9 protein-coding genes are annotated in these 15292 nt (G+C 35.4%); 3 read left to right on the top strand and 6 right to left on the bottom strand.

Annotation, left to right across the window (positions count from 1 at the left end; all coding sequences use genetic code 11):
- Window positions 1-75: 75 nt before the first annotated feature.
- From ACNQGO_RS05680 to ACNQGO_RS05655, 6 genes are all read right to left on the bottom strand, one after another.
- Window positions 76-1734 carry an alpha-amylase family glycosyl hydrolase gene (locus ACNQGO_RS05680; RefSeq protein WP_417984629.1) on the bottom strand — a complete coding sequence of 553 codons (1659 nt, stop codon included), beginning with the start codon at window positions 1732-1734 and terminating at the stop codon, window positions 76-78.
- Between the two features lie 49 nt (window positions 1735-1783).
- Window positions 1784-3586, bottom strand: a complete 1803-nt coding sequence (locus tag ACNQGO_RS05675) for a glycoside hydrolase family 13 protein (RefSeq protein WP_417984628.1) — start codon at window positions 3584-3586, stop codon at window positions 1784-1786.
- A gap of 247 nt (window positions 3587-3833) precedes the next feature.
- Entirely contained in the window at window positions 3834-6137 is a 2304-nt protein-coding gene (locus tag ACNQGO_RS05670; protein WP_417984627.1) for a glycoside hydrolase family 65 protein, read from the bottom strand.
- A 96-nt stretch (window positions 6138-6233) separates the two neighbouring features.
- Complete coding sequence (gene pgmB, locus ACNQGO_RS05665; RefSeq protein ID WP_417984626.1) at window positions 6234-6890, bottom strand: beta-phosphoglucomutase; 657 nt, start codon at window positions 6888-6890, stop codon at window positions 6234-6236.
- Entirely contained in the window at window positions 6890-8254 is a 1365-nt protein-coding gene (locus tag ACNQGO_RS05660; protein WP_417984625.1) for an MFS transporter, read from the bottom strand. The genes pgmB and ACNQGO_RS05660 overlap by 1 nt, the downstream gene beginning before the upstream one ends.
- A gap of 190 nt (window positions 8255-8444) precedes the next feature.
- Entirely contained in the window at window positions 8445-9467 is a 1023-nt protein-coding gene (locus ACNQGO_RS05655) for a LacI family DNA-binding transcriptional regulator (RefSeq protein WP_417947520.1), read from the bottom strand.
- Window positions 9468-9702: 235 nt separating this feature from the next.
- Here ACNQGO_RS05655 and ACNQGO_RS05650 point away from each other — a divergent pair, with 235 nt between their 5' ends.
- From ACNQGO_RS05650 to ACNQGO_RS05640, 3 genes are read left to right on the top strand one after another with little or no spacing between them, the layout of a single operon-like run.
- On the top strand, window positions 9703-12648 hold the full coding sequence (locus tag ACNQGO_RS05650; protein ID WP_417984624.1) for a SusC/RagA family TonB-linked outer membrane protein: 2946 nt from the start codon (window positions 9703-9705) through the stop codon (window positions 12646-12648).
- A gap of 10 nt (window positions 12649-12658) precedes the next feature.
- The gene (locus ACNQGO_RS05645) at window positions 12659-14269 is read left to right on the top strand and encodes a RagB/SusD family nutrient uptake outer membrane protein (protein ID WP_417968879.1); all 1611 of its coding nucleotides are present in this window, start codon (window positions 12659-12661) and stop codon (window positions 14267-14269) included.
- A gap of 21 nt (window positions 14270-14290) precedes the next feature.
- A complete protein-coding gene (locus tag ACNQGO_RS05640) occupies window positions 14291-15289 on the top strand; it encodes a SusE domain-containing protein (RefSeq protein ID WP_417968880.1) in 999 nt (332 codons plus the stop codon).
- The last annotated feature ends 3 nt before the right edge of the window (window positions 15290-15292 follow it).

Genomic DNA, 15292 nt, shown 5'->3' with positions numbered 1-15292 from the left:
ATAATTTTTGGTAAAGGTAAACATAAAAAAAACGCCTTCATTTTTAAAGGCGCTTGGATGAAATTATTTTGAAAATTATTTTTTTAATTCCAATAAAACAATATCAAATTCAGAATCGATACTTACTTTTCCATTTACAACTCGTACTTCTTTTCCGGAGTATGCATCTGTTAATAAGGTGCCGTTTGCAAAAATAGTTCCAACTGAAATTTCTTTGGCACCAATTTTTAAATCCAATGCAACTACTACTTTATCGATATATTCTCCTTTAGAAAAAGTTCTGGAAAAAGTATACGGTTGAGCCGAAATTTGCTGGTGAATTCCTGCTCCAACTGATGGATGATTTTTTCTGAATTGACCTATTTTTTGCCAATGCAACAATGTTTTTTGAGTTTCAGGATTTGATTTTATGGCCTCCCAATTCATAAAAGATCGTAAAGTTGCATCGCCTTGTGTTCCTTCAATTACTAATGAACGAGCGCTTTCGTCACCGTAATATATTTGTGAAACTCCAGGCGAAAGTAATAATTTAGTTCCTGTTTCTCTGTTTTTATTGCGTCTGGCATCAAATGGTGCGCCATCATCGTGCGAAGACATATAGTTCAGAACGCTGTATCTTTTTAACTCATTGTTCAGCTTGTTTGAATATTTAGAGAAAATAAATTCATAGTCTTTCTGGGCATCCCATTTGAATTCGAAATTGATCATGTTGTTAAAACCATTGATGAAATAGTTTACTTTTTTGTCTCCAAAATCAAAATCTTGTCCGCCGCTAATTCCGTAATTGTAAACTTCAGCAATGGTGTAAAAGGAATTGTTGTCTAATACTTTTGTTGGATTTTTTTTCTTCCAAGTTTCAAATGCGTAATCACATTGGGTCTTGAAATTGGCCCAAACCGTTTCATCGGTGTGTTTTACAGTGTCGCCTCTGTATCCGTCAATTCCGTATTCAGTAATATAATCCGTCAACCATTTGATGATGTAATATTTTGGAGCTCTTGGATATCCAGTGCGAGCAAAAAACGCATCGATTTCTTTTATTTCTTGTTCGTAGCGGCCTTCTTTTTTCCATTTTTCGACAAGAAAAGGAGGTAAAGCAACATTTTGTAGACTCTCTGTTTTTATATCCGGAAGATTAGAAACTAGCGTGCAGGCAGTTGTGTTCTCAAACGATTTGTAATCGCAATTTGGTCCTGTTCTCACCCAGTCATTTGGCCAAACCGTATCTTCAGCAGTAACAGGTCCTGTATGATTGATTACACCATCCAGAATGATTCTGATTCCGTGTGCGTGTGCTTTTTGAACTAGTGCCGCTAAATCTTCTTTGGCTCCAAAGTTAGGATCTAAGTTGGTCCAATCTCTAGCCCAATAGCCGTGAAAGCCATAACTTAAACCGGTTCCCTCATCTACGCCATCGTGAATTTGTTCCACTATTGGTGTAAACCAAATGGCATTGATTCCTAGTTTATCAAAATAGCCTTCGTCAATTTTTTGAGAAATTCCTTTGATATCGCCACCTTCAAAACCACGAAGTTTCCCAGTTGTTTTATTTCTGTCAAAGTTTAAGTCGTTGGATTTGTCACCATTGTTAAAACGGTCTGTCATCAGGAAATAAACGTTCGCCCCTTCCCAAACGAAAGGTGTTTTGTTACTCTCAGAAATCTTTTTTATGCTGGAACAACTGCTTAAAATTGTCATGGTAAACAGTAAAAGTGGGATTGAATATTTTTTCATTTTTTTAGTATTAAATGATTTGTTTCTTAGCTGTTTGATGTGGTTTGTGTTACTTCAATTCTAAAATCAAAACCGATTTAGGTTCTATAATTATTTCGTTTGTAACATCAAATGTAAGTTCAGAAATAACATCTTTTCCTATTTTGAAGTTCTTAATGTTTTCTTTGAATCTATCGGTTTTTATTGTTTTAGTTTCGTTACTGTTGTTTATTAAAACCATCACTGTTTCATTATTGTTGTATCTAAAATAGGCGTAAACATTGTTCTCTGGAATGTAGTGCGTCATTTTTCCAGTATGAATAGCTGTTTTTGCTTTGCGCCAAGTGAATAATTTAGCCGTAAAATCAAAGTACTCGTTTTGGGTTGCAGTTCGTCCTTCTTTGGTAAATGCATTGTTTGCATCGCCATCCCAACCGCCTGGAAAATCTTGACGAATAGCTGCATCTCCCTTGTCCTTATTGCCTGCCATGCCTATCTCGCTACCATAATACAATTGCGGAATACCACGCATGGTTGCTAAAACGGTCATGGCCATTTTATATTTTCTTATGTCGTTTCCATACGTTTCATTGATTCGATTGGTGTCATGATTCTCTGCAAAGATTAAAATGTTGCTGGGTTTTGAATATAGAAAATCATTAGTGAAATTGTCATACAATTTCATCATTCCTTTGTCCCAACCGCCATCGTCTTCGTTGAATGCTTTGGTTGTGGCTTCGTAAAGTGTAAAATCCATTACACTTGGTAAGTAAGAATTATAATTTTGGATGGCTGCAATTTTACTGTCCTTTTGCCAATACGCCATTTGCGCCTGACTTTGCATCCAGATTTCGCCTACAATATTAAAATTGGGATATTCATCGGTAATAGATTTGGTCCAAGTTGCAATTCCTTTTGGATCTGAATAGTTATAGGTATCTACTCTAAATCCATCCAAATCACATGATTCAATCCACCAAATCGCATTTTGAATGAGGTATTTTAAAGTCAACGGATTTTTTAAATTTAAATCTGGCATGGTGGGCACAAACCAACCGTCTATTGCTGTTTTTTTATCAATTTCAGCTGCGTTGATGTTATGAATTACAGTTCGCTTGTGATTGGTTTGGGTGTAGGTTTCAAATTGATTGATCCATTCTTTTGTAGGTAGATCTTTGATCATCCAATGTTCAATACCCCAGTGATTGGTTACATAATCCATCACGAGCTTCATTTTTCGTTTGTGCATTTCTGCCGCTAGTCTTGCATAATCTTCATTGGTTCCATAACGCGGATCAATTTTATACACATCAGATTGTCCGTAAGTGTGATAGGAATAAGCTGCATCATTATCCTCACAAAGTGGCGTACTCCAAATTGCAGTAGCGCCAAGTGACGCAATATAATCTAGGTTTTTTATGATTCCTTCAATATCGCCACCGTGTCTTCCGCCAGGTAATTCTCTGTTGTGTTTTTCTTTGGTATTGTTTTCATTATCGTTATTGTTGTTACCATTGGCAAATCGGTCAGGCATTAATAAATACATCATATCCGAAGAATTAAAACTTTTGCGTTCCGAAGAATTTTCTCTTCGTTTCTTGAGACTGTATTTTTGTGTAATGGTTGCTGTGTTGTTTTTAAAAGTAAAAACAAAATCAGAAGCAGTCACTTTTTTGGTGTCAATGGTGACAAAAATATAGTTGGGATTTTCGGTTTTTGTAATGTTCGTAATTTTTATACCATTAGAAACAGAAACTTTATTTTGTGCAATTTCTTTCCCGTAAAATAGTATTTGCAATTCTGGATTTTGCATACCTGCATACCAAAAAGGAGGTTCCATCTTGTCGATTTGAGCGTTTAAAGTTAAAGACATAAAAAAAAGGAATAAAGTTGTTTTTTTTAGGAAGCTTTTATTTTGTTGCATTAAAGGAATCATTTTATTCATTATTAAGAATGTTTTTAGTGTTTTAATTTTTTTCTCATCAAGACGAAGTTGAATTCTCACTTGTATTTTAAATGGTTGCAAATCAAACAATCCCAATGAAAATTGGGATTGTTTTTAATGTTACATGTCTTTTAATCAAATGTTAGAAGGAACGATACCTGCAAACAATTTTTGATTATACAGTAGCTAAATGTTCAGCATGAACCAAAACTGGATTGCCATTAACCATAATTTCTAATTCATGATTGCCATCAACTGAAAAAATAGTCTCTTTATGATTGATTGCGACTGTCAAAATCTGGTTTCTGAAATTAATTTTAAACGAATACCCCTTCCATTCTTTTGGAATTTTTGGGGAAAAATGAAGCGTATCGTCTTTAATTCGCATTCCTCCAAAACCTTCCACAATACTCATCCAGGTTCCGGCCATCGATGTAATGTGACAGCCTTCCTCTACTTCTTTGTTGTAGTCATCTAAATCCAAGCGTGAAGTTCTTAAATAGAACGTGTACGCCATATCCATTTTGTCTAATAAAGCGGCTTGAATTGAGTGTACGCAAGGCGAAAGTGAACTTTCATGAACGGTGAACGATTCGTAAAATTCAAAGTTGTTTTTCAGTTCTTCCTTGGTAAAATGATCTTCAAAGAAATAGAAACATTGCAAAACATCAGCTTGTTTGATGTAAGGCGAACGTAAAATTCTATCCCAAGACCATTTTTGATTAATTGGTCTTTGGTTTGTGTCTAAATCGGCTACGCGAACCAATTCCTTGTCTAAGAAACCATCTTGCTGCAAGTAAACGTTATGTTCTTCCGAAAAAGGAAAGTACATAGCATCCGATACTTTTTTCCAAGATTGCAATTCCGCGTCTGTGATTTTTACTTTTTCGGTAATTCTCTTGTGATCAACGGGATATTCCAGAGATACTTTCTGAATTTGTTCGTATGTATATTCTAAACACCATTTTGCAATATAATTGGTATAGAAATTATTGTTTACGTTGTTCTCATATTCATTTGGACCCGTAACTCCAAGAATTACGTATTGGTTTAAATTAGTAGAAAAATTCGCTCTTTGATGCCAGAAACGAGCAATGCCAATAAGTACTTCTAATCCTTTTTCAGGTATGTAACTGTAGTCTCCTGTATATCTATAAAAGTTATAAATGGCAAAGGCAATGGCTCCGTTTCTGTGAATTTCTTCAAAAGTAATTTCCCATTCGTTATGGCATTCTTCACCGTTCATAGTAACCATTGGGTACAAAGCAGCGCCATTTGTAAATCCTAATTTAGCAGCATTTTCTATAGCTTTGTCTAATTGATTGTAGCGGTACGTCAATAAATTTCGGGCTACTTCTTGGTCTTTGGTTGCCATGTAAAACGGAATGCAATAGGCCTCGGTATCCCAATAGGTAGATCCGCCATATTTCTCACCAGTAAATCCTTTTGGTCCGATATTTAATCGAGAATCTTTTCCTAAATACGTTTGGTTCAATTGAAAAATATTGAAACGAATTCCTTGTTGTGCTTTTACATCGCCATCAATGGTAATGTCTGACATGTCCCAGATTTTTGCCCAAGCATTAATCTGATCTTGTAGTAATTGGTCGTAGCCCAAATTTAATGCGGCTTGTATGGCTTTTTCGGCAGCGGTTACCGTGTTGTCATGGTTTAAAGAAACCGTGTAACCACCAATTTTCTGAATGGATGATTTTTGGCCTTGAGCCACAATTACATCATAGCTAAACTGAATTTTATCTGCAGTTGCGTCAATATTGGATGGCGAAATACTTGTTTTTTCACCATTTGTCAAAATGCTATTGTGCATGAAAGTGGTCACCTTGAAATGCGTTTTGAAGGTTTGAGCCGTTACAAAAGCTTCATTTCCTGATTTTTTAACATCAAGAGGTTCCCAAAATTTTTCTTCCCAGTTGGCATCTTCATTGCTAACACCAGCGTCGATATAGGGCTTGTAAACTATTTTTGAGTCCTTGTTCAAAGACGTAATTTCGTAATTAATAACTCCCACTTCGTCGAGAACGATTGATAGAAAACGACGAATTGAAACTGCGATTTCGGTACCGTTATTTAAAGTAGCTTCAAAAGAACGATGGTACCAGCCTTCTTTCATGTTGAGCTCCCGACGAAAATTTTTCACGTTGGAACACGCATTCAAATCAAATTTTTCACCGTTGATTTCAATATCGATTCCAATCCAGTTGGGTGCATTTAAAACTTTAGCAAAATATTCTGGATAGCCGTTTTTCCACCAGCCTACTTTTGTCTTGTCTGGATAGTAAATTCCGGCAATATAACTTCCTTGGAAAGTTTTGCCAGTATAATTTTCTTCAAAATTAGCACGTTGTCCCATAGCACCGTTGCCAATGCTGAACAAACTTTCAGACGATTTGACGCGTTCTACATCAAATCCTTCTTCTATGATGGACCAATTATCTGGTTTTATATAATCTTGATTCATTTTTTTCTAATTTAAAATTCAATGATTTTAAAATTCAAAGATTGTTGTGGTTCACATACAATCTGATCCTTTTTTCTTGTTTTTGAATCTTGTTTTTTATTCTTTAATTAATTCTTCTATAAAGTGCGTATCAATTGCTGTAAAATCTTTAAAGATATATTTTGCTTCATGTAATGTAGACGCTTCGCCAATTCCGATACTGGTCATATTCCCAATATTGGCAGCCTGAACTCCCGCTACTGAATCTTCAAACACGATCGAATTTTCTGGAGTAATATTTAGCAATTTTGCAGCCATCAAGAAAACTTCCGGATCTGGTTTGGCATTGGTCACATCATTTCCATCTACAACTGCATCAAAATACGAAAGCAAACCTGTTTTTTCTAGAATAGGTCGTGCATTTTTACTAGCTGAACCTAGTGCAATGGGTTGGTTGTTGTCTTTCAGAAATTGTAAAATTGTAAAAACTCCTGGCAGAATTTCACTTTCATCCATATCAACTAAATACGATAAATAGTCTTCGTTTTTTTGAAAGAGCCATCGGTCTTTATCTTCTTGCGAAGCGGTTACTTTTCCTAATTCTAATATAATGTCTAAAGAGCGAACACGGCTAACTCCTTTTAATAATTCATTGTGCTCGAGTGTAAATTCGATATTCAATTCATTCGCGATTTTTTGCCACGCTAAATAATGGTATTTAGCCGTATCTACAATCACCCCGTCTAGATCGAATATAAATGCTTTCGTATTCATTATTGTTGTTTTATTACGTCATCAACATCTTTTACTTTCACTACTAAAATTGCAGCAATCAAGAAGCTGATGCCACTTGTAACTAATGCAAATATGGCATTGTCATTGTATACATATTTAACTAACGGTCCGCCAATCAAGGCATTGATAATTTGGGGAATAACGATAAAGAAGTTGAAAATACCCATGTAAACTCCCATTTTCATTGGAGAGATTGATCCGGCTAATATGGCATATGGCATCGATAAAATACTTGCCCAAGCGATTCCAATACCAATCATCGATAAGATAAGCCAGTCTTCATTGGGTACAAAATAGATGGAAATTAATCCGAGTCCACCAATAATTAAGGAGATAGAATGCGTTAATTTTCGTCCTATTTTTTTTGCAATATACGGTAGTGCAAAAGCATAGAAAGCAGAAACTAAATTGTAAATTCCAAAAAGGACTCCAACCCAGTCTCCTGCGTTTTGATAAGCTTCACTTTTGCTGTCTGAAATAGGTAAGCCATAAATATGATGTGCTATAGCTGGAGTGGTGAAAACCCACATTCCAAAAAGACCAAACCAAGAGAAAAATTGTACCCAGCTTAATTGTCGCATGGTGGTAGGCATTTTTCTGAAATCTTCAAAAATGTCTAATAAACTGGATTCTTTAGCATTAGCATCTGCAATTTTAGTTTCCCGATGTGCCATTTCATCCTCAAATTGTAGTAATTCATCGGGAGAATATTCTTTGGTCGTAAATATGGAAACCAAAATCGAGCCAACAAGAATAATGGCTCCAATTACAAATGATAAAATCAAGTGCATAGGAACGCCGCCATCCTCATTTCGGTTGGAAACACCAAACAAATTTGTTAAAACATACGGTAACCATGAACCAATAACAGCACCAAAGCCAATTAATGCCGTTTGTACGCTAAACCCTAATGTTCTTTGGTCTGTTCTTAAATTATCTCCCACTAAAGCTCTGAAAGGTTCCATGGCGATATTAAAAGACGCATCCATAATCATCAGCATTCCGGCACCAACCCATAAGGCAGGTAGAAAAGCGATAAAAATTTCGGCTTGAGGCATTAATATTAGTCCAATTGAGGCTAACAAAGCACCTACTAAAAAGAAAGGTTTTCTTCTTCCAAATTTCCCCCACGTTTTGTCGCTGTAATGTCCTATAATAGGCTGAACGATTAGTCCCATTAGAGGGGCAATTATCCAAAACCAAGATAGTTCATGTACATCTGCGCCAAAAATTTGAAGAATTCTGCTGGCATTAGCATTTTGAAGGGCAAAACCCATCTGTATTCCCAAGAAACCGAAACTCATGTTCCAAATTTCCCAGAAACTTAATCTACGCTTTTCCATTATCGTAATTTAAAAAAATTAATACGATAAGCGCAATGCTTATCAAAACTTACCTTATTTTCGAAGTAAAAGTTAAAGCTTTGAGTGGTAAATATAAAAATATATTTTAAACTTTTGTTTTTGAGAAATAAATTTTATTGATCTTTATCAACTACAAGGTTGTAGTTGCGAATAAATTAACATTTAAATGCTAATTGGTTGATTCTCTTTCTATCAAATGGGTTTCGATTATCTCTGTTTTGTAGTTTTCGTCCTCTTCATCTTCCTCAGTTTCGAGTCTTTCAATTAGCATTTTGGCAGCTTTATTTCCCATTTTTATACCGCTCTGACTTACAGTCGTTATAGTAGGTGTAGAGTATTTTGAAATTATACCGTCTGTAAAGGCGATAACAGCAAGATCTTTAGGGACATTGAGTCCAATTTTATTAGCAGTTTTGATGATGGTAACCGCAAAAAGTTCGTTAACTGCAAAAACAGCATCAATGGCCTTGTCTTCTAATAATTTTCCAATGGTGATTTCGCAGGTGTCAATGTCTTCAATTTTGATGATTAGATTCTCATTAAATGGAATTCCGTTGTCTATAAGTGCTTTGATATAGCCATCGGTTCTCAGTTTCCCTACAGATACGTAATCAACTGTGGTAACTAAGGCAATTTTTTTTCGTCCTTTATTAATTAAACTTTGTACGGCTTCATAAGCAGCGTGTTTGTCATCGATAATGACTTTATCACAAAGAATATCATTGGTCACACGGTCAAACATGACTACGGGCATACCTTGATTGATCACTTCGGTAATATGGTGAAAATCCCCTCTAAATTGGGTTTCCTTAGAAAGGGACATGATAAAACCATCAATACTTCCATTTGCCAGCATTTCCATATTAAGAACCTCTTTGTCAAAAGAATCATCTGAAAGGCAAATGATCACACTATATCCGTGTTCATTGGCAACTTGTTCAATTCCATTGATGACCGTAGAGAAAAAGTGGTGCACAATTTCAGGAATAATGATTCCAATAGCTTTAGTTTTTCGATTTTTTAAACTCAGTGCAATGTTGTTGGGTTTATAATTATAAAATTTGGCAAAAGCCTGCACTTTGAGTCTAGTTTCTTCACCTATTTCAAGGCTGTTTCGCAATGATTTTGAAACGGTAGAAATGGAAACGTCTAATTCTTTTGCAATTTGTTTAAGCGTTATTTTCCTTTTCATGTTGTTTTTGGGGAATAAATTTATTTCGTAATAAAGATAAAATTTAATTTTAGAAATGGTAATTAAACTGGTAAAATTTTACATAAATGAGAAAGTTTTCAACACTATTACGTTTTCGTGACTCAAATAAATATTGGTGTTGTTGGGGTATACTAAAATTTACATAAGTTTAACATTCGAAGTACTAGTTAAACTTAAAACTAAACCAAAAATTAAATTAAATTAAATAAAAAGTATGAAAACAATTTACAAAAAGTTGTTGATTTTAGTACTATTACTCCCTTTTAGTGTTTTGGCTCAAAGCGCAGTTACTGGGTCTGTTGTCGATAAAGTATCAGGACAGCCACTTCCGGGAGTAAATGTAAATGTACAAGGATCTTCTAATGGTGTCTCAACCGGTTTTGATGGTACATATCAGTTGACAAACGTCAGAAATGGGGATAAAATATTATTTTCTTACATAGGATATAAAAATAGTGTTGTAGGCTATACTGGTCAAAAATCACTAAATGTTTTATTAGAAGAAGATGCAAATCAGTTAAAAGAGGTTGTTGTTCAAGTAGGATATGGTACCGTTAAGAAAAAGGATGCCACAGGAGCAGTTACCGTTTTAGGTACTAAAGATTTTAATAAAGGAGCGAACGTTACAGTTGAAAACTTATTAAATGGTAGAGTTGCCGGTGTGACCATTAATACTAGTGGTGCTCCAGGTTCTGGTTCTCAAATTAGAATTCGTGGAGGTTCCTCTTTATTTGCGAGTAATGATCCATTAATTGTAATAGATGGTTTGCCTATTGAAAATAACTCAGATAAAAACTTTGGTTCAACTTCTATTTTAGCATCGTTAAACCCAAGTACGATTGAGTCGATGACTGTATTAAAAGATGCTTCTGCTACCGCAATTTACGGTTCGCGTGCGTCTAATGGTGTTATTATCATCACTACAAAAAAGGGAGGAAAAACACTTGCAGTAGATTATAACTTTCAATACGGAAGTGGAGAACTCGTTAAAACCACAGATGTATTTGATGCTGCGGCTTTCCGAGCAATTATTGCAGAAAAACGCCCTGCAGATGTATCAAAATTAGGAACTGCTAACACTGATTGGCAAAAAGCAATTTATAGAAAAACAGATTTTGTTGACAACAATATTTCTTTGAGAGGAAATTTATTTAATGCGATTCCAACTCGTTTAACAATAGGAAATACGTATCAAGAAGGATTGCGATTAACAAATACGTTCAATAGAAGTACAGTTGGTTTAGCATTAAATCCATCTTTTCTTAAAGATCATTTAAAAATTAAGCTAAATGCTAATTACTCGAACGAGAAAAATAGATTTGCAGATGGAGTAGAAGGTGCAGCTATTAGATTCGATCCTACACAACCTATTTATAGTGCTGGATCTGTTTATGGAGGATTCTTTGAATACTATAACCGTACCAACGGCGAATTGTCTGCTCAATCACCACGTAATCCCGTAGCTCAATTATTGCAAACTTTTGATAAAGGAATTAATGATAGGTTTTTTGGTAACTTTGAATTAGATTATAAACTTCATTTTTTTCCTGCGTTGAGAGCGGTTGTGAATGCTGGTTTTGATCAAGCCAATGGAGAAAGATCAAAAACAGCTTCTAGATTTGCTGCTAGCTCAGGTGCAAATAACAATGTTCCTTTTGGAACAAATGAATTTTCAAAAAGCGAAAGAAAAAATAAGTTGCTGGATGCTTATTTAGTGTACAACAAAACATTTAACAAACTTGTTTTTGATGCTACAGCAGGATATTCATATCAAAAATGGGATTCATATAATTATGTTACAGGAAATACAAATGATGCAAATTTACAACCAGCGTCTGAAGGTGGTTTCCCTAGAACTACGATTGATTTTGACAGAGTAAATGTTGGTTTCTTTGGGAGATCTAACTTGAATTTTGATGATAAATATCTATTAACTGTATCATTTAGAAGAGACGGTTCTTCTCGTTTTGATAAAAACAATAAATGGGCAAATTTTCCAGCTGCTGCATTTGCTTGGAAAATTAAAGAAGATTTACTGCCAAACAGCACTACAGTATCTGACTTGAAACTTAGAGTAGGGTATGGTATTACTGGACAACAGGAAATAGGTAATAATAATGATTTTTTGCAACAATACAATCTAGGAAGTGGTAGCTCTCAGTATTATTTTGGCACAGTTGCTTTGCCTATTGCGGTTTCGGCAAGACAAAGTTCAGATATAAAGTGGGAGGAAACAACTACATATAATGCAGGTTTAGATTTTGGATTGTACAACAATAGAGTAACGGGTAGTTTAGAAGTTTTTTACAAGGATTCTAAAGATTTGTTAGCAGATGTAGCCACAGCAGACGGAGGTAACTTTTCGAATAGATCATGGCAAAATATAGGAAATTTGACAACAAAGGGTGTAGAGCTTTCTATAAGTACAGACGTAGTAAGAACAGATGATGTAACTTGGAATTTAAATTTCAATGCGACTGCTTTTGAAAGAAAGATCACTAGTTTAAATCCTTCTTCTATTTTCTTAGGAGATAATTTGGCGGGGACAGGAACACAAGGTCAAGTGTTTCAAGTAGGTTTTGCGCCTTACTCATTCTTAGTACATAAGCAACTATATGATGCTGGCGGTAAACCGGTTGAAGGTGCCTACGAAGATTCAAATGCTGATGGTATAATCAATGCAAATGATAAGTATATTTATAAAAATCCAGATCCAAAAGCAGTTTTTGGTTTTGCATCTACCTTAAATTACAAGAATATTGATTTCTCTTTTAATTTAAGAGCTAGCGTTGGGAACCGTGTTTTTAATGCAGTTAATGCTGCAAGAGCACAGTACAGACAATTAGTACCCGATTCTCAATTAGGAAACATTCCAACATCTGTTTTAGATACTGATTTTACGACAACATCAAACGTAGTTTTATCTGATTTGTATGTAGAAAACGCATCATTTTTAAGAATGGATAACATCACATTAGGATATACATTCCCAAAATGGTTGGAAGGGAAAGCTTCTTTGAGATTATTTGCTGGAATGCAAAATGTATTTGTAATTACAGATTATTCTGGATTGGATCCTGAGGTTGCTAATAACGGAGTTGATAATACCATATACCCTAGACAACGTTCAATATTAGGTGGGGTTAATGTTAAATTTTAATAAACAGATCATGAAAAAAATAAAATTTATTTACGTTCTATTCGCATTCGCGGCATTGCAATCGTGTACTAGTGATTTAGATGTAGTTTCTGAGGACCCACGTGTTCTTTCTCCTGAAGAATTATTTGCTACGCCAAAAGGATACAAACAAGCACTTGCTGGAGTATATGGAAATCTTAGTTTAACAGGAACAGGTGATGCAGGTTCTTCGTTTTTACAAGGAATAGATGCTGGAACAAGCCAATTTGGAAGGTGTATGTGGTACTTACAAGATTTGACTACTGATGAGGTAATCTGGACGTATGAAAATGATGGAGGTGTAGCTGAATTGCAACGTAATACTTGGACTGCTGCTAATCCTATTTTACTAGGAATGTTTAGTAGAACTATGGCTGAGGTTGCGATTGCCAATGATTTTTTAAGACAATCTACGCCTGCCTTACTAAATTCTAGAGGTATTACTGCTCCTGCTGATGTTGCTGAAATCAATTTTTACAGAAATGAAGTACGTGTCTTGAGAGCTTTTGCTTATTACAATATGATGGACTTGTTTGGGAAAGCACCTTTTGTAACTGAAAATGACCCTTTAGATTTCAAAGGACCTCAATACGATAGACAGCAATTGTTTACGTTTATTGAGAAAGAATTAAATGAAGTTATTCCGAACTTGAAAGCGGCAAGAACAAACGAGTACGGTAGATTAGATAAAGCGATGGCTCAAATGATCTTAGCTAAAATGTATCTAAATGCTCAAGTTTATATTGGGACGCCAAAGTACACAGAATGTATGGCTAAGTGTGCTGATGTAATTGCTGGGGGGTATGTTTTAAAAACTAATTATTTAGACAACTTCAAGGCAGATAACCATACTTCTTCTGAAATGATTTTTACTTTGCAGTCCGATGGTGTCAGAACACAAAACTATGGTGCTTCTACGATCATTATCAACGGTCAAGTAGGATCACTTGAAGGCAATGGTGCAGAGTTTGGTGTTGGTGGTTTTGGAGGTGCTTTGAGAATTAGAAAACAATTAGTAGAAAAGTTTGATGGATCTCAATTTGCAACAGATGTAAGAAAAACATACACTGCTGGTTCAAGATCAATTGATATTGCTGACCCTACAAATGCGGCGCAAGGTTATATTTTACATAAATTTTCAAATAAAACAAGTGCAGGTGTTGCTGGTTTAAGCTCAACATTTGTAGATACTGATTTTCCATTGTTTAGATTGGCAGATGCGTATTTAATGTATGCTGAGGCACAAATGAGAAAAGATGGTGCTACAAATGCGAACACTGCTAATACTGCTTCAGCGCAATCGTTGACCTATATTAATGCGTTAAGACAGAGAGCTAACAATGGTTCAACGGTTGCAAATGTGAATCAGAGTCAAGTGAATTTAGACTTCATAATTGATGAAAGAGCCCGAGAATTACACTGGGAAGGACACAGAAGACAAGATTTAATTCGTTTTAATAAATACGGTGGCGGAAGCTATAATTGGGCTTGGAAAGGAAATATTGCTAACGGAACTTCCTTTGGAACCAATTTAAATGTTTTTCCACTTCCTTCGGCCTCAATAGCAGCAAATCCAAATCTGACACAAAACATTGGATATTAGACTAATATAAAATTTATAAAGATGAAAAACACAATTAAATTAGTAATTGCTTTCATCAGCTTCCTTACCTTATCATGTACGGAAGATGTTGAAACTAAAATTGCAGGTGAGAAAGCAACTGGAATTACCCTATTGGCTCCTACTTCTAGTTTTAATTTAGTTCTAGAAGGGACTAAGTTAAATGACTTAGCTACAACATTTGTATGGAATGACACTTCAAATAGTACTGCGGGTACAACTGTAAGCTACACTATTGAAGCAGCTAAGGCAGGTACAAATTTTGCTGTACCTGTGGTAATAGGAACACCAACAACCAGTTTGTTTAAGGATGTAACAGTTGGGACTCTTGATGCTGTAGCGAAAACATTGGGTTTGCCTTTCGTTGTGGAGAGCGCTATTGATGTTCGTGTTAAATCATCAGCTGGAGTTTCAAACGTTTTTACACTAAAGGTTACTCCTTACCAACCAAATTGGGGAATTATCGGGAGTGCAACGCCAAAAGGGTGGGATGCAAGTACGGATATGACGTACAATGCTGCAGCTGGTACCTATTCAATTTCTCTTGGTTTAACTACTGGAGAATTAAAGTTTAGATTAGATAACAGTTGGGCTACTAACTTTGGTGATGATGGAAATAACCTATCACTTGAAGCTGGGGGAAGTAACATTGCCGTAACTGCAGGAGATTACACCATCACGGCTAACTTTACTACTAAGACGTACACAATAACTCGCCTTACTAATGCGTGGGGAATTATTGGAGACGCAACTCCAACAGGATGGGGTGCAGACACCCTTATGGATTATAATCCTACGACTCAAAAATATTCTATCACTGTAAAAATGAATGCAGGTCAGTTTAAATTCAGATTAAATCGTGATTGGGGAACTAATTATGGCGATAATGGAAACAATTTATCCCTAGATTCAGGAGGTGATAATATTGCTGTAAAGACTGCCGGGAATTATTATATCACGGCTGATTTTAATGGATTGAATTATACTATTAAACAATTATAAATA

The sequence above is a fragment of the Flavobacterium frigidum genome, assembly GCF_048286735.1.
In the GTDB taxonomy this organism is placed as follows: domain Bacteria; phylum Bacteroidota; class Bacteroidia; order Flavobacteriales; family Flavobacteriaceae; genus Flavobacterium.
Note: the sequence above shows the minus strand (reverse complement) of the source record. Positions and strands in the feature narration are given on the sequence as shown.

What these genes read in the sequence shown, in the direction of transcription:
- ACNQGO_RS05645 (WP_417968879.1), top strand. Translation starts at nt 12,659, where the DNA reads ATGAAAAAAATAAAATTTATTTACGTTCTATTCGCATTCGCGGCATTG.
- ACNQGO_RS05670 (WP_417984627.1), bottom strand. Translation starts at nt 6,137, where the DNA reads ATGAATCAAGATTATATAAAACCAGATAATTGGTCCATCATAGAAGAA.
- ACNQGO_RS05655 (WP_417947520.1), bottom strand. Translation starts at nt 9,467, where the DNA reads ATGAAAAGGAAAATAACGCTTAAACAAATTGCAAAAGAATTAGACGTT.
- pgmB (WP_417984626.1), bottom strand. Translation starts at nt 6,890, where the DNA reads ATGAATACGAAAGCATTTATATTCGATCTAGACGGGGTGATTGTAGAT.
- ACNQGO_RS05650 (WP_417984624.1), top strand. Translation starts at nt 9,703, where the DNA reads ATGAAAACAATTTACAAAAAGTTGTTGATTTTAGTACTATTACTCCCT.
- ACNQGO_RS05675 (WP_417984628.1), bottom strand. Translation starts at nt 3,586, where the DNA reads ATGTCTTTAACTTTAAACGCTCAAATCGACAAGATGGAACCTCCTTTT.
- ACNQGO_RS05660 (WP_417984625.1), bottom strand. Translation starts at nt 8,254, where the DNA reads ATGGAAAAGCGTAGATTAAGTTTCTGGGAAATTTGGAACATGAGTTTC.
- ACNQGO_RS05680 (WP_417984629.1), bottom strand. Translation starts at nt 1,734, where the DNA reads ATGAAAAAATATTCAATCCCACTTTTACTGTTTACCATGACAATTTTA.
- ACNQGO_RS05640 (WP_417968880.1), top strand. Translation starts at nt 14,291, where the DNA reads ATGAAAAACACAATTAAATTAGTAATTGCTTTCATCAGCTTCCTTACC.